This window comes from Sphingomonas sp. P2_B6 (assembly GCF_056404755.1).
Genome location: NZ_JBFUDK010000003.1, coordinates 248,639 through 270,915, shown reverse-complemented (window position 1 = coordinate 270,915; position 22,277 = coordinate 248,639). Strand labels below are relative to the sequence as shown.

Sequence of the window (22,277 nt, the reverse complement as noted above, 5' to 3'; positions counted from 1 at the left end):
AAAAAAGGGCGCCCGTGACGGGGCGCCCTTTGTTGTTGAAGGTACGGCGGATCAGAAGCGCACGCGCGCGCCGAGCGTGAAATTGCGTCCGACCTTGTCGTAATATTGCCCGTTCACCGGTCCGTTCAGAATGATGTAGGGCGTCGCTGGCGGATCCTTGTCGAGCAGGTTGTTGACCGCCCAGAACAGTTCGAACCGCTTGTTGTCGCCGACGAACACCTTGCCGAACAGGTTGAAATAAACGACCGCCGGTACGTGATTGTCGTTGATCGTGTTGGTCGGCAACGTGTTGTAGGTGTTATCCTGCGTGCCTTTGCTGATGAAGATCGTCTGCAGGGTGAGTTCCCAGGCATTGTTGCCGATCGTGTTCGACAGGTTGCCGCGGAAGCGCGGGATGGACCCGAGGTTCGCCCAGCCATTCTCCCCCGCGCGATCGACCGGTGCCGCGCCCGTGCCCGAATCCACAAAGGCGTGGAGGATATAGGTGCCGCTGGCGGCCGTGCTGAACCGGCCGCCGTCGCCGAGGAAGCCGGCCGAGGTGGCGTAGTTGAGCGTCATGTCGATGCCCTCCTGCTCGAAGGCGCCCACATTGAGCGATCCCGCGACCAGGCCGGTCTGGATGCGATCGTTCGGCGCGGGCGTGCTGGTGTCCGGCCCATAGGAGAACAGGCCGCAGAAATATTGTTCGCCCGCGCTGCACAGGCCGGCGATGTTGGCGGTCGACAGGTTGGTGATCGCGTCCTTGATCGTGATATGGTAATAATCGACGGACAGGCCGAGGCCGCGTAGCCCGCCCTGTCCGCGATACGCGAACCCTGCGGTTAAGGTGTTCGCGAATTCAGGTCCGACGTCCGGATTGCCCAGGCTGGTATTCTGCGGGATCACCGCGTTCTTGGTCACGCCATCGACCACCAGGGTGACGTTGTTGCTCACGTTGCTGCCGGGGCTGTACAGCTCGTTGATCGCCGGCGCGCGGATGTCGCGCGACCGCGCGACGCGGATGTTGAATCCCTGAACCGGCTCCCAGACTCCGCCGACCTTCCACGCATTCTGCCCGCCGACGGTGTTGTAATTGGCGTAACGAAAGGCGCCGTTGAGGCTCAGGCTGTGCAGGAACGGCGTGTCCCGTGCCAGTGGCACGGTGGTCTCGACATAGGCTTCCTTGACGTCGAACGCGCCGCCATAAGGCACCGCATTGCCCGCTGTCAGAAAGCCGTTCGAGGCGCCGACCGCGTCGGCGGTCAGCTTTTCCGTCTCGCGGCGATACTCGCCGCCGATCGCGACCGAGACGGGACCAGCCCAGGTCGAGAAGGGTTCGCCGACCAGGTTCGCGGCGAAGGTCAGCTGGTCGTACTTCACCTTGGCCAGGCCTTCGCCCCAGATATAGTCGCGGGCGGCCGCGGTGGAGTTGCCTTCGCCGAACAGGTTGAGCGGCTGGCATCCGGCAGCGGCCGGATTGTTCTGCAGCACGCCGCGGCACACGATGTTGCCGGTCGCCGGATCGCGCACGGCGTCGATCGCGAAGTTGAGGTTGGCCGTCACCGGGTTGTTGGTCGTCGCCGAGGCATAATTATTCACGCCGTAGGACGCGTGGGCATCCCATTTCCAGGACCCGCCGAGCTTGCCCTCGAGGCCGACCACGCCGTGCGGCGTCTCGTTGATGATGTCATAATGGTTGATGCCGATATCGTTGCCGATCCGGCTGATGTTGAAGCTCTGGGTCGCAGCCGGCAGCAGCGCGAGCACCGCGGCCGGGATAAAGGGGTTGTCGCGGCGGATCGTCTGGCTCGCCAGGCGGATCGCGACGCCGTCGAGAAAGCCACGCGAGCGCGAATAGCCGCCCTCGACATAGCCCGTCACCGAATCCGAGAAATCATAATAGATGCTGCCATAGGCAGTGAAGCGTTCGACGTCGGGAACCAGCGCGGTGCCGGTGATGATCGACCCGCCTTCGCCGCCGATCATCGTCGAACCACCGAAGATCGCGCCCTTCTGGAACGGTCGGATGGAGCCGTTCGGATTGAAGGTCATGTTGGTCAGGCCGGGGATCGTGCTGATGATGACGCTGCCGGCACCGAGAGAATTGTGGACGTTATCGGCCAGAATGAACGCCGGCAGGCCGTTGGCGGCCCGCTGTCCGTTGCTGACGATCATTTGCTCCTTGCGGCCCCAATCGCGCGTATAGATGTCGCCGACGCCGTTATTGGTCGAGTAATCGGCGCTGAGCACGACATTGCCCCGGTCGTCGCCAAAGCTGGTGCCCGCGATGAAGCCCACGCGCTGGGTACTATAGTCGCCCAGCTGGGAAATGCCGCCCTGGCCGGTGATCTCGATTCCGTGATATTTCTTCTTCATGATGATGTTGACGACGCCCGACACGGCGTCGGAGCCGTAAAGCGCGGAGGCGCCGCCGGTGACGACATCGACGCGCTCGATCATGAGTGTCGGGAAGAGATTGAGGTCGGTGGTGGTCGGCACGCCGAGGTTGCTGGCGGGCGCGAAGGGTACCACGCGGGACTGGTTGACCAGCACCAGGGTCCGCTGGCCGCCCAGCGCGCGCAGGTCGGCGGTCGCCTGGGCCGGGCTGGACGTGTTGGTGGCGTTGGCGCCCGGCGAGCGCGTCGCCTTGAAGGCGGGGTTCTGGTTGAGCACTTCCATGACGGTGGTCACCGCCTGCTTCTGGATCACGTCGGCCCCGATGACCTGAGTCGGGGTCGGCGCCTGAAGCCCGTTCTGCGCGGTGCGCGACGCGGTGACGATGATGTCCTGCGCCGCCGTTTCCTGCGGCTCCGCGGCGGGCGCCGGCTGGGCGGGCACATCCTGTGCGAAGGCCGTGCCACCCACGAACGTAGCGCCCGTCAACGCGGTGGTAACCATCATGTGATGCAGCCACGACACTGAACGGCGATTCTTCAAACGCGCCATATCGGCTTCCCCTCTCCCTGAAGCGGGACCGGCTGTTGCCGTTTCCCGAATTCCATCTTTCGACCTTTCCGGCGGGGCCGCGCACCCGAATCCGGGTTCGGCGGCCGCTCCGGCTTGTTCCGGTCCATTCCGGATTAACGAACGTTAGTTGTTTATGACAGATACAAATCCCGGCACAACCCACAAAATCCAACAAGCCACCGTGAGGCCGGTGGCAGATCGCGTGACGGCGTCATTGTTGCCGCGCCTCTTCCAGCACGCTCGCATCGACCAGCCGGGAAAGCGTTTCACGCGAGCGCGGCGCACGACCATCCTGCGCGGCCAGCCATTGCTCTTCGGCGACGAGCACATCGATCAGGTCAGGCGGCAGCGCGGCGGTAAAGGCGAGCAAGGGCCATGCGCGTGCCACCTCTTCGGCCGAAAAGCCTGCGCTCGACGCGACCAGTGTCCTTGCCGGCGCGCCATCAACGCGCATCGCGGCAGCGGCGTCGAGGGTCGCGCGCACGAAACGCACGATCCTGCGCCGCATCACCGGGTCGGCGAGCTTGTCGGCGGTCGTATTGAGGTTGAACAATTCGCGGTACACGCCGTCGCCGACGAATTCGATGCGGTCGGCCTCCAGCGCGCGCGCCGCATTGCCGGCATGCGGCTCCCAGATGGCGACGGCGTCGACCTCGTGCCGCGCGAGCGCCGCGGCCATGTCCTCGAGCGGGGAGATTCGGACCGGCTCGATATCGGCGAAGCCCAGCCCTGCCGTCGCCAGCATCCTCGCCAGGAAATAGCCGGCGGAGGTGGTCGCGAGCGTCGCGATCCGCTTTCCCCTGAGATCGGCCAGACTGGCGATGCTGGCCGATCGGCGCGCGACGATGCGGTATCGTCCTTCGGTGACGGTCAGGATAATGCGGATCTCGGGATGCTCGACTGAATAGCGTAGCGCCTGGGTTTCCGCATGAGTCGCCACATCGGCCGTTCCGCCGATCAGGTCCGCAATCCCGCCATTGGTGACGATCGCGCCCGGCGGATAATGGTCGCGGGCCGCGAGCAGCACCGGGGCGATTTCGACCGTCGCCGTGCTGCCACGGACTGCCAGAGGCGTCGTCAGGGGCCGGCCGGCGTCATGCGCGCATCCCGGAAGAAGCACGGCAAGCATGGCCGACAGCGGCGCAATGCGTCCTGGCCAGCGCAACATGATCCTCCCTCTCCTTATCAGCCAGGTTGATATCACTTGCTGGCCATGACAGCCAGCCTAATATAAGCATGGGTGATAAATGTGGCGCGTCGGGCTTGCCTTGAGGGAGGAGGAATCTTGCAGGAAATGGATGCGGGCTCGGGCATCGCGGACCGGAGGCGGTTGCGCGAGATTCTTGGCGTCGAGCTGGCGCGCTTCACCGATGTCGTGCCGGACATGATGGCGCACGAGCTGCTTCGCGACGATCGCGGTTTCATCGCGCGCTATCAGTTGAGCGAGGCGTTGCTGAGCCGGCTGCGCTCCGACATGCGTGGCTGGGCGACGCCCGACGTGCTGCGCACGCTCGATCCCGACCGGCCGCTCGCCAGAAACCGGATGCAGGCGATCGCCGGCGCGCTGGCCGCGCTGTCGTGCCAGGCCTTTCCGGCGTTCAGTCACTATGCCTATGTGCCGATGGGCCATGTCGCGGCGGGATTGACGGAGGCGCCGCTGATCATCGCGGTGCACGGGTCGAGCCGCAATCCGAAGGATCTGCGCGACGCCTATGCGACGTTCGCCGAACGGCTCGGCTGCTTCGTGCTGGCGCCGCTCTTCCCGCTCGATCTCACCGTGTCGGTCCCGGACGAGGAATATAAGCAGCTGATCGGGGACAAGATCCGTTACGATCAGGTGATCTGGTCGATGGTCGAGGAATTCGCCGCGGTGACCGGGACGCGCTTCTCCCGGGTGCTGCTGTTCGGCTTTTCGGGCGGCGCGCAATTCGCGCAACGGCTGCTCTATGTCGATCCCGGCCGGCTCGATGCGGTCTCGCTCGGCGCGCCGAGTTATGTGACGCTGCCCGATCCCGGCATGGGCTGGTGGACCGGCATCGGGGATGTCGAGCAGCGCTTCGGCAAGCCGGTCGATCTCGACGCCGTGCGGCGCGTGCCCGTCCAGCTGTCGTGCGGCAGCGAGGACAGGCTCGATTTCGAGATCTACCGTCCGGACGAAATGGGCCTGGATGCGGATGGCTATGCGCGATACGGGCGCAACCGCCGGGACCGCCTGTTCATGCTGCACGATGCCTATGCGCAGGCCGGAATCGCCAGCGAGATCGCGCTGGTGGAAGGCGCGGGCCACGCCTTTGGTCCCCTGCTCGAGGCTTCTAAGCCCTTTTTCGAACGAGTCCTCCAGACTGGTTGAAGGCGGAGGACTCGTCCGAAAGGGTGGTCAGAGCGTCTCGCGCACCAGGGTCGCGCCCTCGACCATCGCGCGCATCTTCGCGAAGGCGATGTCGCGCGGGACATATTTGAAACCGCAATCCGGGGCGACGATGATTTTGTCGACCGGCACCTCGGTCATCGCGCGACGGATTCGCTCAGCGACCTTTTCCGGCGTCTCGACCGTCGGATCGTTCAGGTCGATCACGCCGACCATGATGTGTTTGTCCCTGAGCGGCCGCAGCTCGGCCGGATCGAGGTTCGGCTGGGCCGTCTCGACCGATACCTGGTCCAGCCGCGTGCCCGCCAGTTCGCCGAGATAATCATATCCCTTGGGCCGGTCGCCATGGATGATCGCGGCATAGCCGAAGCACAGATGCAGCGCGGTAACGCCTTCGATCCCCTGCAAGGCGCGATCGATCGCCTGCGGCCCATATTGGCGCGCCTTTTCCGCGCGGGCCTGCAGATAGGGCTCGTCGATCTGCACGATGTCCGCGCCCGCGGCAAAGAGATCGCGGATCTCCTCATTGACCGCCGCCGCATAATCGAGCGCCATTTCCTCCTCGCTGGCGTAGAAGTCGTTCTGCGCCTGCTGAGTCATGGTGAACGGGCCCGGCACGGTGATCTTGATCGGGCGATCGGTATGCCGACGCAGGAACTCGACGTCGCGCACTTGCACCGCATGCTTGCGGCGGATCTTGCCCGTCACGCGCGGCACCGGATTGGGATGGCCGCTGCGGTCGAGCGCGGTGCCGGGATTGTCGAGATCGACGCCTTCCAGCGCGGTCGCAAAGCGATTGGAATAGCTCTCGCGCCGCATCTCGCCGTCAGTGATGATGTCGAGCCCGGCGCGTTCCTGCATGTGGATCGCCATGATCGTGGCGTCGTCCTGCGCCTCTTCCAGGAATTCGGGCGCTGGCCGCCAGAGCTCCAACGCGCGTACCCGGGGCGGGAATCGCCCGGCGAGCCGCGCGCGATCGATCAGCCATTCAGGCATCGCGTAGGATCCCACCAAAGTGGTGGGCAGCAACCTGGCCATCTCTCTCTCCCTCTCATCTCGGCATTATTATCAGCCCGGCGAATAATAGAGTGTCAGCCAGGCGAATAATAGCGCTGAAATGCCGCCACCGGCGCTTCAATTGCCTTTTGGGTGATGCAGGGTCGGCATCGAATACCGCGCCGGCATCAATCCCGAGTCCATAAAGAATTGGACTATTCGTCAATGACGAACAGAATATGTCCACTACAAAAATAACCTGGAGGGGGAGTGATAGTGAAGCACGAATTGCCGCGGGAAACCACGGTGCGGAGCGCGAACGCGTGGCCGGAAAGCCTGTCGCGGCGCACGCGCATGGTGATCAGGCCATTCCACGCCAGCGCCCTGTTCGCCGTTATGGCGGGCGTGCCGATGCTGTTGATGCCAGTCTCGGCGCAGGCGCAGGACGCGCCCCGCACTCCCCCCGCCGCCGATGCCGCCGCCCCGCAGGATCCGGCACCCGCCGACGAGGCGGAAACCCCCGAGGTTACCGTCACCGGCACAAGGATCAGCGGTTTCACCGCGCCGACGCCGCTGACCACGCTGGGCGCGGCCGAGCTCGAATCCAAGGCGGTCAGCACCGTTGCCGATCTGCTCGACGACGTTCCCCAGCTGCGCATCAACCAGAATATCGGCAAGTCGAGCGAGCCGGTCGGTGGCTCCAACGCCGATCTGCGCGGCCTGGGCACGCAGCGCACGCTGGTGCTGATCGACGGGCGCCGCGTCGCCTTCACCGATCCGGCCGGCACGATCGACACCAACATCGTGCCCGTGGCGCTGATCAACAGCGTCGAGATCGTCACCGGGGGCGCCTCGGCCGCCTATGGGTCGGATGCCGTCGCTGGCGTGGTCAACTTCGTGCTCGACAAGAAATTGAAGGGGCTGAAGCTCGACCTTTCTTACGGCCAGACGATCTATGACGATCATCACCGCCCCACGATCAGCGGCGCCTATGGCACCAGCCTGCTCGACGACCGACTGCAGCTAACCGTCGCGGGCGACTATCTGCATAATGACGGCCAGACGGCGCAGGGCGCGCGCCCCTGGGGCCGCAACGAAACCGCGCTGCTCACCAACCCGGCTTACACGACCACCAACGGCCAGCCGCGCCTGCTCATCGTCGACAATTCGCGCTTCACCCAGATGACGGCGGGCGGCGTGGCGACGCGCGCCAACGGCCTCGCCCTCGCGCAGCGCCTAGGCTTCGCCGCCGGCACCGGCGTCCAGTTCGACCGCAACGGCAACCCCGTCCCGTTCAATTACGGCACCAATATCGGCGGCACCTTCATGACCGGCGGTGACGGCGCGTCGGTCGAGGACGATGGCAACATCATGCCCGAGATCGAGCGCTATACCGCGTATGGCGCGGTGCGGTTCGCGCTGACCGACAATATCACCCTGTTCGCGGACGGGCTCTATTCGCGGGTCAATGTCGAGTCGGATCTGACGCCGAACCCCGACAATGGCGGCCTCACCATCCGCAACGACAACGCCTTTCTGGCAAGCTCGGTGCGCACGGCCATGGGCCAGGCCGGGCTGACCAGTTTCACCATCGGCCGGATGAATTACGAGGACGGCAATTCGCTGTTCGTCAACGCGACTCAGGTCCGCCGCTTCACCTTCGGCGCCGAAGGGAAATTCGGCGAAGGCTGGAGCTGGGATGTGTCGGGTCAGATCGGGCGGAACAGCTATCAGTCGACCAGCTATAACAACCGCATCAACAGCCGCTGGACCAATGGCCTGGACAGCGTGATCAACCCCGCGACCGGCCAGCCGACCTGCCGCGCGCTGCTCACCAACCCCAATCCGACCGATGCGCAGGACCCGTATCGCGACATTCGCGATTGCGTGCCGATCAATCCGTTCGGCGCCGGCGCGGTCAGCGAACGGGCGCTCGATTATTACCGGGGCACGTCCTGGACGCGGTCGCGCCAGGAACAGGATGTGTTCGCGGCCAATCTCTCGGGCAGCCCCTTCGCCACCTGGGCGGGTGATGTGAAGGTCGCGGTCGGCGCCGAATATCGTCGTGAAAAAACGGTGCAGACCGCTGACCCGGATTCGGCCGCGCGGCGCTGGCGCTCGGTCAACTCGCAACCCTTTACCGGCGCGTTCAACGTCAAGGAAGGCTATGCCGAGATTGTGGTGCCGCTGGCCAAGGGTGTCCGCTTCGCGGACAGCCTCGATCTCAACGGCGCGATCCGCTACACCGATTATTCGCTCAGCGGCGGCGTCACCACCTGGAAGGTCGGGCTCAACTATTCGCCGATTCCCGACATCCGCTTCCGCGGGACGATCTCGCGCGACATCCGCGCGCCGAACAATTACGAGCTGTTCTCGCGCGGCAACCAGGTGATCAACGCGATCATCGATCCCCGCACCAACACCTCGCGCCAGACGGTGCAGATCACCAGCGGCAATCCCGCGCTGACGCCGGAACGGGCCGATACCTTCACCGGCGGCGTCATCTTCCAGCCTGGCTGGTTGCAGGGATTCAAGGCCTCGGTCGATTATTATTCGATCTCGATCAAACAGGCGATCTCGACCGTGGCGCCGCAGAGCATCGTCGATTTCTGCCAAGCCGGACGGACTGAATTCTGCAGCGGCGTCATCCGCGACCCGAACACGCAGATCATCACTCAGGTGAACGTGATTCCGTTCAATGCCGATTCGCTAAAGACCAGGGGCGTCGACGTCGAGCTGCAATATCGTTTCGGCCTGCTGGGCGGTGAACTCGGCCTGCGCGGCTTGGCCAATTATGTGGCGGAGCTGTCGACCACGTCGAACGGCGTGACCAACGATTATGTCGGCCTGGCCGGCATTTCGCCGCCGCCCCAGGGCCTGCCGGAATGGCGCGCCAATCTCGACGCCAATTATTCGGTCGGCGGCTTCAAGTTCGGGATCGGCTATCGCTATATCGACGGGGGCAAGTTCGACACGCGCTTCAACACCACGACGCTCGACCTGGCGGACAACAATGTCTCGGGCCGCAGCTATGTCGATCTCTCGGCATCGTACAAGGTCACCTCGGCCGTGGAAGTCTATGGCCGCGTCGAGAATCTGTTCAACGTCTATCCCCCCATCACGCCCAACGGCATCACCCAGCCGACGGTCGCCAACGGGACCTTTTTCGACCGGCGCGGAACCTTCATGGCGGTCGGGGCCCGCCTGAAGCTCTGACCGGCCGGCGGGAGGGGGCGCCGCCCCTTCCCGCCGTGCTCGCTGCCATCGGCCATGGCTCGATCGGCCGGCGGGCCGTTGCAACTATCGCGAGATCATCCCCCGGCGGACAGAGCCTGCACGAAAGCGCGCGCATTGGCGCCGACATCGGCGGCGCTCATGCCGGGTTTGTACAGCGCCGAGCCGAGCCCGAAGCCGGCGGCGCCGGCTGCGGTCCATGGGGCCATGGTGTCGGGCGCGATGCCGCCGACCGGCAGCAGCCGCGCCTCTTTCGGCAATACGGCGCGCATCGCCTTCACCACGGCGGGGCTGGCCGCCTCGGCCGGGAACAGTTTCAGCGCGGTCGCCCCCGCTTCGAGCGCGGCAAAGGCTTCGCTCGGCGTGGCGATGCCGGGCAGCGAGACCAATTTCGCCGCCGCGCTCGCCGCGATCACGCGAAGATTGGCGTTGGGCGAGATGATCATCGTGCCGCCCGCCGCGCTCACTGCCGCGACCTGATCCTCGCGCAGCACCGTGCCCGCCCCGATGACTGCCCGGCCCGCGAAGCGCTTCGCAAGCCGCGCGACGCTGTCGAGCGGATCGGGCGAATTCATCGGCACTTCGATCAGGGTGAAGCCCGCCTCGACCAGCGCCTCACCGATCGCCTCGACCTCGTCCGGCCTCACGCCGCGCAGGATCGCGATTAGCGGGCAGGTCGCAAAGGTAGCGTCGAAGGCGGCGATATGGCTCATGCTCTTGCTCCGATAGCGATGATTCCGGCACTGAACGCGGCCTGGCTGTCGACCAGGCGCGCGGTGCGGCCATGCGCCTCGATCGCCGCGGCATAAAGGCCGCCCAGCGCCGGGTCTGCCAGAATGTGGACGATCTCATGCCCCGGCGCCTCGAGCCGCGCCGCGACATCGCTGCCGATCAGCAGCCCGCTGGCAAAGCTCGCCGCATCCCTGTCGTCGCGTTCGCCGAGCAGCTTCGCCGCGCGGATGCCGAAGAGCGAGGCGGCGAGGTCGCGCTTGCGCCCCTCTTCGACGCCGTCGCGAAAGGCCGAACCTAAGGTGACGTCTCCGCCGATCTGCGTGGCGAGCAGCCCATGCGCCCGCAGCAAGGCGAACAACTCGCCGGTCATCGCGGTGGTGAAACCGGCGATGCCGCCGCCGGTCATCTCGACCCATTTGCAATGCGTGCCGGGCTGCACCAGCAGCGCGTCGCCCGGGACCAGCCCGGCCTCGACCGCGCCGATCAGCTGCACCTCCTCGCCGCGCATCACATCGGCGGGGCCGGTGGTCGACACGCCCGGCACGATCGCGGTGCGCCTATCGATCCACAACAGGTTGGCGGCAAGCTCGGCGGTCCCGGCCGGCGCGGGAACATAAGGCGCCATCCGCCAGCCGATGTTCGACCCGACCATCCCCGCCATCAGCAGCGGCAGGTCGCCGAAAGAACCGCGAATCGATTCGGCCTCGACCTCGAAATCCTGGACCGCCGTCACGCCGTTGCCGTCACGTTCGCTGCGCGCGACGCGGCCGCCCTCGATCAGGAAGACGCGTCGGTTGGTCGTCCCCCAATCGACGGCAAGGAATCGGTCTGCAAAGCTCACCACCAGGTCGCGTAGAGCGCGATCAGGATCAGGACAACGCCCACGCCGCCGATATTGAACGCGGTCGTCGTACGGAAGCTCACGCCCTCCATCGTCACCCGGTTCGCATCGCCCCGGCCCTTCACCAGCAGCGAGATTGCCATGGCGAGGAACAGGCTGACCAGAAATACGAACATCATGCGGTTCATGAACGGGAAGAGCCAGGCATTGAGCGCCTCGGGCAGCCAGGGCGAGGGGATGCCCATCTTGAGGACATAGGAGAGCAGGACCGAGGTGATCGCCGCGACGATCGCGCCCGCCTCGGTCGCCGGCTTCCAGAACAGGCCGAGCAGGAAGATGACGGTGATGCCCGGTGTGAAGAAGCCGGAGAATTCCTGGATGAACTGGAACGCCTGGTCCGAATTGCCGAGCAGTGGCCGCGCCGCGATCAGCGCGATCACCACGGCGAGCGCGGCAACGATGCGGCCGACCAGCACGAGATGCTTTTCCTGGCCTTCCACCTGGCCGTCCTCGCCCCGCGTTCTGATGCCGCGCGCCTTCGCGTAGAGATCGAGCGTGAAGATCGTCGCGATCGAATTGATCTTGGATGCGGTCGACGCGATAATCGCCGCGACCAGCGCCGCGAAGACCAGGCCGAGCAGGCCCGAGGGTAGCAGCTTCATCATCGTCGGATAGGCTTCGTCGGGCTTTACCAGATCGGGCGCGAGCACGACGGCGGCGATGCCCGGCAGCACGATGATCGCCGGCATCAGCAACTTCAGCCAGGCCGCGAACATCACGCCCTTCTGCGCTTCGGCGATGTTCTTCGCGGCCAGCGCGCGCTGGATGATGTACTGGTTGAAGCCCCAATAGCTGAGGTTCGCGATCCACATCCCGCCGACCAGCACCGCGATGCCGGGCAGATCCTTGTAAAAGGGATGGTCCGGGCTGAGGATCATGTCGAAATGCCCGGGCACGCGCTCGGTGAGCGTGGTGAAGCCGGCGATCACGCCGTGTCCGCCGCCGACCTGGTTCAAGGTCAGATAGGAAATCACCAGGCCGCCGAACACCAGCAAGGTGACCTGGACGATGTCGGTCAGCGCCACCGCCTTGAGGCCGCCATAGAGCTGATAGAGCAAGGCGAAGGCGCCCAGCGCGATCAGTGCCGTGTCCTGGTCGACCCCAGCGACCTTGTTCACCGCGATCGAGCCGAGCCAGATGATCGACGTCAGGTTCACGAAGACGTAGAGCGCCAGCCAGAATAGCGCCATCAGTACCGGCAGCACGCGGCCGTACCGCTGCTCCAGGAACTGCGGCATGGTGTAGATGTGGTTCTTCAGGAAGATCGGCAAGAAATATTTGCCGACGATCAGCAGGGTCAGCGCCGCCATCCACTCATAGGACGCAATCGCCAGCCCAAGCGCATAGCCCGAGCCCGACATGCCGACGATCTGTTCCGCGGAAATGTTCGCCGCGATCAGCGACGCGCCGATCGCCCACCAGGGAAGCGACTTGGAGGCGAGGAAATAATCGGACGAGTCCTTTGCATGGCCGGCCTTTTCGCGGCTCACCCATTGCGCAAGGCCGAAAATGCCGATGGCATAGGCAATGACAACGATGACATCGATCTGCGACAGGCTCGTCATGCTGCTCCCCCTCGGTGCCTGCGGGCGCGAGGCTCCAGCAGCGTTGTCGCCTGTCTATCCAGATTTTTCGGCCTGATCCAGCCGATCCACCCTCCCTATTGGCCGAGGTTCCATGGTGCGCGGGTCGCCAATCGGCCTTGGTGCGCCAGTCTTCTGATCCTCCAGCCAAGCGGGGCCCGCCGCCGAAAAAATTTTGCCGAACCGTGTCGATTTCCGACAAGCTCGTTCGTCGTCCCGATGAGACGCCAACAGGGGCCGGCTCAAGCAAGGAGACTGACGATGCGCGTGATGGTGTTTGCAATGGCCAATGAGGGGGTCGATCCGGGCCTGGAGCCCACGCCCGAAATGCTCGAGGCGTTCGCGGCGATGGACCGGTTTACCGAGGAACTGGTCCAGGCCGGCGTCATGGTGGCCGGTGCTGGGCTCAAGCCCACCGCCGAGGGTAGGCGAATCGTTTGCGAGGGCGCCGGCCGCACCGTCATCGACGGGCCGTTCGCCGAGGGACGCGAGATCGTCGCCGGCTTCTCGATCTGGGAGGTCAAGGACATGGACGAGGCCGTGGCCTGGGCGAAGCGCGCGCCCAATGTCATGCCCGGGCGAAGCGAGATGCAGATCCGGCCGTTCTACGAGGCGGCGGATCTGGCCGATTTCATCACGCCCGAGGAATTGGCGACGCCGCGCGTAGGCGAGCGCGGGAAACTCGGCGTCGCCTGATAGCGCCGGCGGGGGCCGGCGACGGAGCCGGCTTGCCTCTCCAGCGGGCCTGACCGAAAAGGCAGCGTGACCGCAGGCGAGACCCACCAGGCGATTGAAGCGACGTTTCGCATCGAACGGGCCAGGCTCATCGCGGGCCTGGCCCGCATGGTGCGCGATATCGACCGGGCCGAGGAACTGGCGCAGGACGCGCTGGTCACGGCCCTGGCCGAATGGCCCAGGAGCGGCGTCCCGGCCAATCCGGGCGCCTGGCTGATGACCGCTGCCAAACGACGCGCCATCGACCTGTTTCGGCGCGACAGGATGCGCACGCGCAAGCACGAGGAGATCGCGCGGACGCTGGACGAGACCTCGGACCATGCCGCCGAGGCGATCGACGCCGCGATGGACGATGATCTGGGCGACGAACTGCTGGGCCTGATCTTCACGGCCTGCCACCCCATGCTGTCGCCGGACGCCCGCGCGGCGCTCACCCTGCGGGTGGTCGGCGGTCTTACCACCGACGAGATCGCCCGCGCCTTCCTGTCGAGCGAGGCAGCGATCGCGCAACGAATCGTCCGCGCAAAAAAGGCGATCGCAAGGGCCGGATTGACCTTCGAGGTGCCGCGGGGCGCGGAACGGGCGGCGCGGCTGCCCTCGGTGCTCGAGGTCATCTACCTCATCTTCAATGAAGGCTATGCGGCCACGGCGGGCGACGATCTCGTCCGGCCGGGCCTGTGCCTCGAGGCGCAGCGCCTCGGTCGCATCCTGGCCGGGCTGATGCCCGGGGACGCCCCCGAAAATGCCGAAGTGCTCGGCCTCCTGGCGCTGATGGAGATCCAGGCGTCGCGCCTCGGCGCGCGCACCGGGCCGGACGGCGCGTTCGTTCCGCTCACCGAGCAGGATCGCGCGCGCTGGGACCATTTGCTGATCCACCGTGGCCTCGACGCGCTAGCCCGCGCCGAAGCGGCGGGTGGCGACGGACCCTATGTACTGCAAGCCGCGCTCGCTGCCTGCCATGCGCGCGCGCGTCGGGCCGCCGATACCGACTGGCGGCGCATCGCCGCGCTCTATGACCGGCTGCGCGTCGTAGTGCCCTCGCCCGTGGTCGATCTCAATCGCGCGATCGCCCACAGCATGGCCTTCGGGCCCGAAGCAGGCCTCAGACTGGTGGACGAGATCGCTGATGCCGACGCGCTGCGCCATTATGCGCCCCTGCCGGCGGCAAGGGGCGACTTTCTGTTTCGCGCCGGCCGGCTGGCCGAGGCGCAGTCGGAATTCCAGGCTGCCGCCACGCTTACCCGCAATGCGCGGGAACGGGCCTTTCTCCTCGCCCGGGCGGATGCCTGTGGCGGCGAGCAGTGATCCCGCTTTCCGGGCGCAAGCCCTGGTTGGTCAGGCCTCGGCATTTGCGAGGCCTCAGCGCGAGCTTGGGACGTCATCCGACACGTCATGGCCTTCCGTCTCGATCGCGGGTGCCAGACCCTGTTCATTGCCGAAGAGGTCCCACACCGCCATGAACAGGGCGGCGATGACCGGACCGATCACGAACCCATTGAATCCCATCAGTTCGAACCCGCCCAGCGTCGCAACCAGGACGACATAATCAGGCATCCGCGCGTCACGCCCGACCAGGATCGGGCGGACGACATTGTCGACGCTGCTGATGATGAAGAAACCGCACAGAAAAAGAACGCTGCCCTGCCAGATCGCGCCCGTGGCCAACAGATAGACGGTCACGGGTACCCAGATCAGACCTGTCCCGATGGCCGGGAAGAGCGAAAACACCCCCATCGCGACGCCCCAGAGCAGTGCGCCGGGTATTCCGAGCAACCAGAAGGTGAGGCCGCCGACCGTGCCCTGCAACAGGGCGACGATCAGGCTGCCCTTGATCGTCGCGCGGATCACCATGACGAATTTCGCGACCAGGATCGCGCGTTGTTCGGCGCGCAGCGGGATGCTCCGCTCGATCCGCGCCGCCAGATCGTGCCCATCCCGCAGAAAGAAGAATGTCAGGTACAGCATCACGCCGAGAGCGAGAAAGAAGCCGAACGCCCCTTGGCCAATGTTCAGGATTTGGCCGGCAACCGACTGGAAGCTGCTTGCGAAACCCTGGCCCAATTTGGTGCGCAGACCACCGACGTCGCCCAGGCCGATGTCGGTGAGCCAGCCCCTGGCCCAGTCCGGCAAATGGCTCTGCGTCTCGACGAACAGGCGTCCGAAATCGATCTCGCCATTGCGGACGCGGGCATAGAATGCGGCGGCTTCGCTCAGCAGGGCCGCGCCGAGCAACATCGCCGGCACCACCACGACGCAGACGATGACGAGCAAGGTCGCCACCGCCGCGCCGTTGCGACGCCGCGGCATCGCGCTGAGCAGCCGCGTGTTGAACGGCTCGAACAGAACGGCCGCGATCACGGCCCAGAGGATCGCGCCAGAGAAGGGCGCGGCCAGCCACAGAAAGGCGAGCGTGGCGAGCGCGACCAGCGACAGGAGGAACAGGTGCGACCGGTTCATGCTGAACGACATATCGTCGCTCACGAGCCGCTGCCAGCGCGCATCGGGATCGGCGCAATGCGCTCCGTGAGGCGCCGGACGAGGGGCTTGCAGCCTTCAAGCAGCAACAAAAGGACAACGCCAAGGCCGAGGGCCAGCACCATGTCGCTCCATGCGATCGATCCGAACTTCAGCAAGGCCTGCGCTGAAGGCAGGAACAGGATCAGGGCGGTCACGCCAGTGATGGTAAGGGCGATATAGCGCAGCGCCGCATTGTGCCGGACGAGCGCTTGCCGGAGCGACGCGCCGAACGATCGATTGACCAGGATCAGCGCGACGATCTGGGCGACCAGCGCGAAAAAGGTCAGCGCACGCAGCTCGGTCTCGGGCATGCCGGACCAGCTCTCGACCAGGAAGACCGTCGCCAGCATCGCGAAGGCGAGACCGCCCTGGAACACGCTCCATATGATCATCGGCAGGGAGAACAGGGCTTCCGACGGATCGCGCGGGTGACGGCGCATGATGTCGTCCTCCTCGCGCTCGGCTTCGAACACCAGGGCGCAGACCGGGTCGATCACCATTTCGAGCAGCGCGATGTGCACGGGTCCGAACAGGATCGGCAGGCCGAAGAACAAGGGTAGCAACGCCAGGCCGGCGATGGGCACGTGCACCGCGAAGATGAACGCCATCGCCTTGCGGATATTGTCGTAGATTCGCCGGCCAAGCCGGACCGACTGCACGATCGACCCGAAATCGTCCTCGAGCAGGACCATGGCCGCGGCCTCGCGCGCGACATCGGTACCGCGCTTGCCCATGGCGATGCCGATGTGCGCCGCCTTGAGCGACGGCGCGTCGTTGACGCCGTCGCCGGTCATCGCGACGATTTCGCCATCCGCCTTGAATGCCTGGACGATGCGCAGCTTCTGCTCGGGCATGATCCGGGCGAAGACCGTGACGGTTTTCAGGCGCCCTGCAAGCGTGACGTCGTCGAGCCTGGCCAGGTCAACGCCGGTCAGCACGTCGCCGTCGGCGATCCCCGCCTGGGTGGCGATCGACCGCGCGGTCGCCGCATAGTCGCCGGTGATCATGACGACGCGGATGCCCGCGTTGCGACACTCGGCGACCGCGCCGGGCACGCTGGCGCGGATCGGATCGGCCAGCCCGACCAGCCCGACCAGTGTATAGTCATAATCAAGCTGCGTCTTGGCCCAGGCCCGATCGCGTGGTGTGGCGGTCGCGACACCGAGCACGCGGATGCCACGCATCGCCATTGCCTCAACCGCGACGGTCATCGCCGCATGGTCTTGCACAGGCAGACGACACAGGCTGGCGATTGCCTCAGGTGCGCCCTTGGCGGAAAGGGTCAACGCATCGCCATCGTCCCAGATATTGGACATCGCCAGAAGCTCGGGGCGAAGCGCATAGGCATGCGTCAGCGCGCCGCTGGACAAAGCCGTACCCAGGACCGTGCCCTGGGCATCGTGCAGCGCGATCTCCATAGGATCGGTCGGCTCGGCCGCGCTGGCCAGCGCGGCCGTCCGGATCAGGCCATGATAGGCTGCGGGAACGCGCAGGTCCGGCCCAACCGCGAGCGTGTCGCCCGACGGCAGCCAGAGCTCGGCGACCGACATGCGATTCTCGGTAAGGGTGCCGGTCTTGTCGGTGCACAGCACGGTTGCGGAACCGAGTGTCTCGATCGCCGCCGCGCGACGGGTGAGCACGCCGACCTTGCCGATTCGCCACGCGCCCATCGCAAGGAACACTGTCAGGACAACGGGGAATTCCTCAGGTAACATCGACATGCCGATCGCGATGCCCGCCAGCACCGCGTCGATCCAGCCGCCGCGCAGCAGGCCGAACAGCAAGACCACAAGCAGCGCAACCGCGCCCCCGCCGATCCCGCACCAGGTGACGATCCGCGTGGTTTCCCGGCGCAGGCGCGGCGCTTCGGTATCGAGCGTCGCGAGCGACTGGCCGATCCGGCCGATTTCGCTGCGCGGCCCTGTCGCCAGCACGCGGGCGATGCCGGTGCCGCGCGTGACGAGCGAGCCCGAATAGACAAAGGGCTGGCCCTCGCCGCCGGGGCGGAACGTCGCGGTGGGAGCGCCCGCGTTCGCGATCGTCTTGCCGACCGGTAGCGATTCACCCGTGAGCAGCGACTCGTCGGTCTGAAGATCCGCTGCCTCGACCAGCATCGCGTCGGCCGCGATCCGGTCGCCCTGTTCGAGCACGAGCAGATCGTCGCGTACCACGTCGCGCCCGGCAATGCGCAGGCGCACGCCATCGCGGAGGACCAGCGCGCGCGGCGCCGACAGGTCGCGCAGTGCCTCGAGCACATGCTCGGTGCGGGTTTCCTGGATGACCGTGACAGCGACGGAGAAGGACGCGAAGCCAAGCAGGATCAATGCTTCGGCCAGGTCCCCAAGCAGGAGATAGGCGACCCCGCCCGCCAGCAGTAGCGCCAGCATGGGCTCGTGTAGGACCTCGATCGCGATGCGCGCGATGGACCGTTGCCCGGCACGCGGCAGCTCATTAGGTCCATCCGCTGCCAGGCGCGCGCGCGCCGTCTCGGCGGTCAGGCCGGCCGATCGGCTCCCGTCAATCATGAATCCTCCCGCTTGGGACCGCATTCAGCTTTATCGGCGCGGTGCGCAATTGAAGACATGCGGGCACGGGCAAGCTTCTCCAGCGCGCCCAGGCCCTTCTTCACTACTTGGCGATATGCCCCGCGCCCGCACAGCCGATACACAGTGCAGTCGCTGGCAGCGCGTTCAGCCGGTCGGCCCCGATGGCGTTGCCGCAACGGGTGCAGATTCCATAGCTGCCCGCGTCAAGCCGCGCGATTGCCTTTCTGGTCAGTTCGATTTCTGCGAGCGCAGCGCTTTCCAGCGTGTCCAGCGCCTGGTCACCCTCCCGCTCGACTGCCTGTTCGGCAAAGTCGTCGTCGAGCGGTCGGCCCAGTTCGCCTTCGATACGCCCAACCTCCGTCACCAACTCGGCGAGTCGCCCCGTTAGGCGGGCACGAGTCTCAATCTTGTCCGGCATCAGGCCACCTTCCCATCAGTAGTCATCGCCGCAATCCCATCGACCAGGCCGAGCCGTTGCTTCTTCACCGTCCTGAAACAGGTCTCCGGTGACGAGCACCTGCGCCGAATCGCCACTAGGAGAGCCTGGTAGCTGTTGACGAACTGGCGGTGGATCAACCGCGCCTCGCCACTTTTCGCGATTTGACTCAAACACCGATGCGCACGCGCTCGCTTGAGCAGATAGGGAATTTCAAGTGCGTCCATGAATCACCTCCGCAAGAGGACGGTGCCATCCATGCGATACGGAGTCGCTACGGGATTCTCCGGACCATGGGCGTGGCGTGATGAGCCCGATGGCCGTCGACAAATGCTCATGGCTGATGTCGCCGGGCCGATCCTTCCGCGCGGGCATGCTTATAGCGCTCAAGCACCGCGCGCATATCCGCAACGGCATGCTCACGAGCCCTTATATCCTCGATTTGCGCGAGCTCCCGTTTCAGTTTCGTGGCGAAATCGGCATAGCTGTTCTGCCAGTCCGGCCCGATCACGTCCTGAAGTTTCGGATCGGCGGTCCTGATTCGCGCGGCGGGCGTCGCGGGCGCGAGATGGTAGGCCTCCCCGATCTCCGGCACGAGGATCGAGGGCGCGATCCGTCTGCTTTGGGCGAGCTGGCGCAGCGCTTCGATCGACGAGGCTTCTCCATGGCCGAGGAAGAGGCTGCCACCAACCGGACGGCGAGCTCCCATCCAGGCGAGCAGGCCGTCCTGGTCGGCATGCGCGGAATAGGTGTCGATGTGGCGGATCTGAGCGCGCACGACGATATCCTCGCCCCAGATACGCACGCGTTCCGCCCCTTCGAGGATTACGCGGCCCAACGTCCCCTCGGCCTGGAAGCCGACAAACAATATCGTCGCTTCGCGCTTGGACAGATTGTGCTTGAGGTGATGCCGGATGCGCCCCGCCTCACACATGCCGGATGCAGCCAGGATGGTCGCTCCCGAGACACTGTTCAACCGGATCGACTCCGCAGTGGCGTCAACGAAATGGAACGCCGTGTTCCGGAAGATATTCTCGCCGTTCATGTCCTCGAGCGTATCTGCATATTTCGCGAAGACGGCCGTCGCCCTGTTGGCGAGGGGCGAATCCACGAAGATCGGCAGGGACCGGATACGTTTCGCGTCGATGAGCGCCGCCATATCGAGCAGCAGTTCCTGCGTCCGTTCAAGCGCGAACACCGGGATGATGAGGTTTCCGCCGCGCGCCAGCGCCTGCTTGATTTCGTTTTCCAGGATGGTGCGGCGCTCGAAGATCGTCACGTCATCCCTCTTGCGGTCACCATAGGTGGACTCGCAGATGACATGATCGAAGCCTGCGGGGCTTTCAGGGTCGGGATGGAAGGCCTTGTGCTCGGGTCCGATATCGCCCGAGCAGAGGATATGGGTGCCATCGACCAGCAACTCGACCGAGGCTGATCCCAATATGTGTCCGGCGTTCCACAGGCGCGCCTTGAAACCGGGAACGGGTTCGAACCACTCCTTGAGGGCGACCGCTCGGGCCTGCCTCCAGGCAGTCATCGCGTCCTGCTCAGTGTAGATTGGTTTGATATCAGGCAGGTCCGCGCGGTCCTTGCGTCGGTTGCGCCGGGCAGCGTCGCCCTCCTGGATGCGGCCCGCATCGGCAAGCATGAACTCGAGCAGCGCCGCGGTCGGCTCGGTGCACCAAATGTCGCCGGTGAAGCCTTCGGCAACCATCCGAGGCAGCAAACCGCTATGGTCGATATGCGCGTGGGTGAGGATGACCGCATCGACGTGGCGCGCGTCGAACGCGAATGCGCTGTGATTCAGTGTCTCCAGCGTACGCGAGCCCTGGAAGAGGCCGCAATCCACGAGAATGCGCTTCCCCCGATGCGTGAATTCCATGCAGGAACCCGTGACTGTGCGCGCCGCTCCGTGAAAAGCGAGAGTGATTTTCTCCGTCATGTCGGCGTGCTGCTGCTCTGGTCCATCAAACGCTGCTACGCCGGCCCACCGACGCCGAAACTTGGTAAGTCTACGTATCCCCGACTTTCACTCGGGCCAGCCCACTTGCCGACTAAGTACCCGGACTGAACGATTTTTGAAATAATACAATAAAATCAAGGTTTTTGGCGGAGCGGGAGGGATTCGAACCCTCGATACGCTTTTGACGTATACTCACTTTCCAGGCGAGCGCCTTCGACCACTCGGCCACCGCTCCGCATTCCCCGGAACGCAGCCCCCTAGAGGGTGACGGGCAGGCGCGCAAGCCGCTGGGACGATTGCGCGGGCGCGGGGCTTCATGCCAGGATGGCGTCATGTTGATCCCCTTCTTTGCGCTGCTCGCCGGCGACCAGGCCGCGCCCCCGCCCGCGGTGTTGCCGCTTCCCTCCGATGCGATCCCCGCCGACTGGCGACCGATCCCCGATGACGAGCTGATGATCGTCACCCTGGCCGGCGACCGTATCGTCGTGATCCGGCTCGCCCCACGCTTCGCCCCCGAGCATGTCGCCAATGTTCGCAAGCTCGCCCAAGCGCATTGGTGGGACGAGACCAGCGTCTACCGCGTTCAGGAAAACTGGGTGACCCAATGGGGCGACGCCACCGAGAAGAAGCCACTACCCGCCGACGTAGTAGAGCCGGTGGTGACGGAATTCGATATTCCGGGGTTCGGCGCGGCGCAGCGCCTCAGCCGCAGCGATGCCTATTCGACTGCATCCGGCGTTACCTCCGATGGCTGGCCGATCGCCACCGACGGCAAGGCAGCCTGGGTGCCGCATTGCTACGGCACGGTGGGCGTGGCGCGCGATGCCCTGCCCAAGACCGGCAGCGGGGCTGAATTGTTTACTCCGATCAGCGGTGCCGCGCGCCGGCTCGACCGCAACTACACCATTGTCGGGCGCATCATCGAAGGCATGAAATATATGGCAGCGATGCCGCGCAGCGACGCGGCGATGGGCGTCTATGCGACCGAGCCGGAACGCACCACGATCATTTCGGTCAGGCTCGCCAGTGAGATGCCGGTCGCCGAACGCCCGAAGTTCGAATATCGTGCGACCGATAACACACGCTTCGCCGCCTATATCAAGCTGCGCGAGAATCCGGCCCCGCCGATGGTCGGCTTCGGCGGCATCGATATCTGCGATCTGCCGCTGGCGACCCGCCGCGTCGGCGCGAAATGAAGCGGGCTCGATTCAACGTTCCCGGGCTGTCGCCAGGATCATGCCCGACTGGGCCTCGCCTTGCGCGGGTCGAGTAGGGCTCCGTCGCAATCTGATATCAGGCGCCAGTTGCTCGAACAGATGC

Annotated in this window: 16 protein-coding genes and 1 tRNA gene; 5 read left to right on the top strand and 12 right to left on the bottom strand. The window is 65.4% G+C overall.

All coding sequences use genetic code 11. From position 1 onward, the window contains the following. Positions 1–51 precede the first annotated feature (51 nt). Positions 52–2,925, bottom strand: coding sequence for a TonB-dependent receptor plug domain-containing protein (locus AC1DX5_RS05920; protein ID WP_478014541.1), 2,874 nt, complete (start codon positions 2,923–2,925; stop codon positions 52–54). 232 nt (positions 2,926–3,157) lie between these two features. After that, the gene (locus AC1DX5_RS05915; protein ID WP_478014540.1) at positions 3,158–4,114 is read right to left on the bottom strand and encodes an ABC transporter substrate-binding protein; all 957 of its coding nucleotides are present in this window, start codon (positions 4,112–4,114) and stop codon (positions 3,158–3,160) included. A 117-nt stretch (positions 4,115–4,231) separates the two neighbouring features. Here AC1DX5_RS05915 and AC1DX5_RS05910 point away from each other — a divergent pair, with 117 nt between their 5' ends. After that, the gene (locus tag AC1DX5_RS05910; RefSeq protein WP_478014539.1) at positions 4,232–5,296 is read left to right on the top strand and encodes a hypothetical protein; all 1,065 of its coding nucleotides are present in this window, start codon (positions 4,232–4,234) and stop codon (positions 5,294–5,296) included. A 27-nt stretch (positions 5,297–5,323) separates the two neighbouring features. Here AC1DX5_RS05910 and AC1DX5_RS05905 read toward each other — a convergent pair whose 3' ends face one another. Further along, positions 5,324–6,352, bottom strand: a complete 1,029-nt coding sequence (locus tag AC1DX5_RS05905) for a 5-methyltetrahydropteroyltriglutamate--homocysteine methyltransferase (protein ID WP_465170980.1) — start codon at positions 6,350–6,352, stop codon at positions 5,324–5,326. Between the two features lie 234 nt (positions 6,353–6,586). Between AC1DX5_RS05905 and AC1DX5_RS05900 the strand changes: the two genes are divergently transcribed. Next, positions 6,587–9,526 (top strand): TonB-dependent receptor domain-containing protein, encoded by a 2,940-nt coding sequence (locus tag AC1DX5_RS05900; protein WP_478014538.1) that lies wholly within the window; start codon positions 6,587–6,589, stop codon positions 9,524–9,526. A 95-nt stretch (positions 9,527–9,621) separates the two neighbouring features. On the opposite strand, the gene AC1DX5_RS05895 is transcribed toward AC1DX5_RS05900, so the two are convergent. Genes AC1DX5_RS05895 through AC1DX5_RS05885 form a run of 3 tightly spaced genes read right to left on the bottom strand, consistent with a single transcriptional unit; the run spans position 9,622 to position 12,742 of the window. Continuing rightward, positions 9,622–10,257 carry a 2-dehydro-3-deoxy-6-phosphogalactonate aldolase gene (locus AC1DX5_RS05895; protein WP_478014537.1) on the bottom strand — a complete coding sequence of 212 codons (636 nt, stop codon included), beginning with the start codon at positions 10,255–10,257 and terminating at the stop codon, positions 9,622–9,624. Next, entirely contained in the window at positions 10,254–11,123 is an 870-nt protein-coding gene (locus tag AC1DX5_RS05890) for a 2-dehydro-3-deoxygalactonokinase (RefSeq protein WP_478014621.1), read from the bottom strand. Before AC1DX5_RS05890 ends, AC1DX5_RS05895 begins: the two co-directional genes overlap by 4 nt. Then, positions 11,114–12,742 carry a sodium/sugar symporter gene (locus tag AC1DX5_RS05885; RefSeq protein ID WP_478014536.1) on the bottom strand — a complete coding sequence of 543 codons (1,629 nt, stop codon included), beginning with the start codon at positions 12,740–12,742 and terminating at the stop codon, positions 11,114–11,116. The genes AC1DX5_RS05890 and AC1DX5_RS05885 overlap by 10 nt, the downstream gene beginning before the upstream one ends. A gap of 279 nt (positions 12,743–13,021) precedes the next feature. Between AC1DX5_RS05885 and AC1DX5_RS05880 the strand changes: the two genes are divergently transcribed. Next, the gene (locus tag AC1DX5_RS05880; RefSeq protein ID WP_465175121.1) at positions 13,022–13,456 is read left to right on the top strand and encodes a YciI family protein; all 435 of its coding nucleotides are present in this window, start codon (positions 13,022–13,024) and stop codon (positions 13,454–13,456) included. A gap of 66 nt (positions 13,457–13,522) precedes the next feature. After that, complete coding sequence (locus AC1DX5_RS05875) at positions 13,523–14,800, top strand: RNA polymerase sigma factor (RefSeq protein WP_478014535.1); 1,278 nt, start codon at positions 13,523–13,525, stop codon at positions 14,798–14,800. 54 nt (positions 14,801–14,854) lie between these two features. Here AC1DX5_RS05875 and AC1DX5_RS05870 read toward each other — a convergent pair whose 3' ends face one another. The 6 genes from AC1DX5_RS05870 to AC1DX5_RS05845 form a co-directional block, all read right to left on the bottom strand. Further along, entirely contained in the window at positions 14,855–15,976 is a 1,122-nt protein-coding gene (locus AC1DX5_RS05870) for an AI-2E family transporter (protein ID WP_478014534.1), read from the bottom strand. Then, entirely contained in the window at positions 15,973–18,537 is a 2,565-nt protein-coding gene (locus AC1DX5_RS05865; protein WP_478014533.1) for a cation-translocating P-type ATPase, read from the bottom strand. Before AC1DX5_RS05865 ends, AC1DX5_RS05870 begins: the two co-directional genes overlap by 4 nt. 103 nt (positions 18,538–18,640) lie before the next feature. Further along, positions 18,641–18,976 carry a TraR/DksA family transcriptional regulator gene (locus AC1DX5_RS05860; protein WP_478014532.1) on the bottom strand — a complete coding sequence of 112 codons (336 nt, stop codon included), beginning with the start codon at positions 18,974–18,976 and terminating at the stop codon, positions 18,641–18,643. Next, positions 18,976–19,221, bottom strand: a complete 246-nt coding sequence (locus AC1DX5_RS05855; RefSeq protein ID WP_478014531.1) for a hypothetical protein — start codon at positions 19,219–19,221, stop codon at positions 18,976–18,978. Before AC1DX5_RS05855 ends, AC1DX5_RS05860 begins: the two co-directional genes overlap by 1 nt. 107 nt (positions 19,222–19,328) lie before the next feature. Further along, positions 19,329–20,876, bottom strand: coding sequence for an MBL fold metallo-hydrolase (locus tag AC1DX5_RS05850; RefSeq protein WP_478014530.1), 1,548 nt, complete (start codon positions 20,874–20,876; stop codon positions 19,329–19,331). 225 nt (positions 20,877–21,101) lie between these two features. Continuing rightward, positions 21,102–21,192: transfer RNA gene (locus AC1DX5_RS05845), tRNA-Ser, on the bottom strand. A gap of 97 nt (positions 21,193–21,289) precedes the next feature. Here AC1DX5_RS05845 and AC1DX5_RS05840 point away from each other — a divergent pair. Further along, the gene (locus AC1DX5_RS05840) at positions 21,290–22,153 is read left to right on the top strand and encodes a peptidylprolyl isomerase (protein WP_478014529.1); all 864 of its coding nucleotides are present in this window, start codon (positions 21,290–21,292) and stop codon (positions 22,151–22,153) included. The last annotated feature ends 124 nt before the right edge of the window (positions 22,154–22,277 follow it).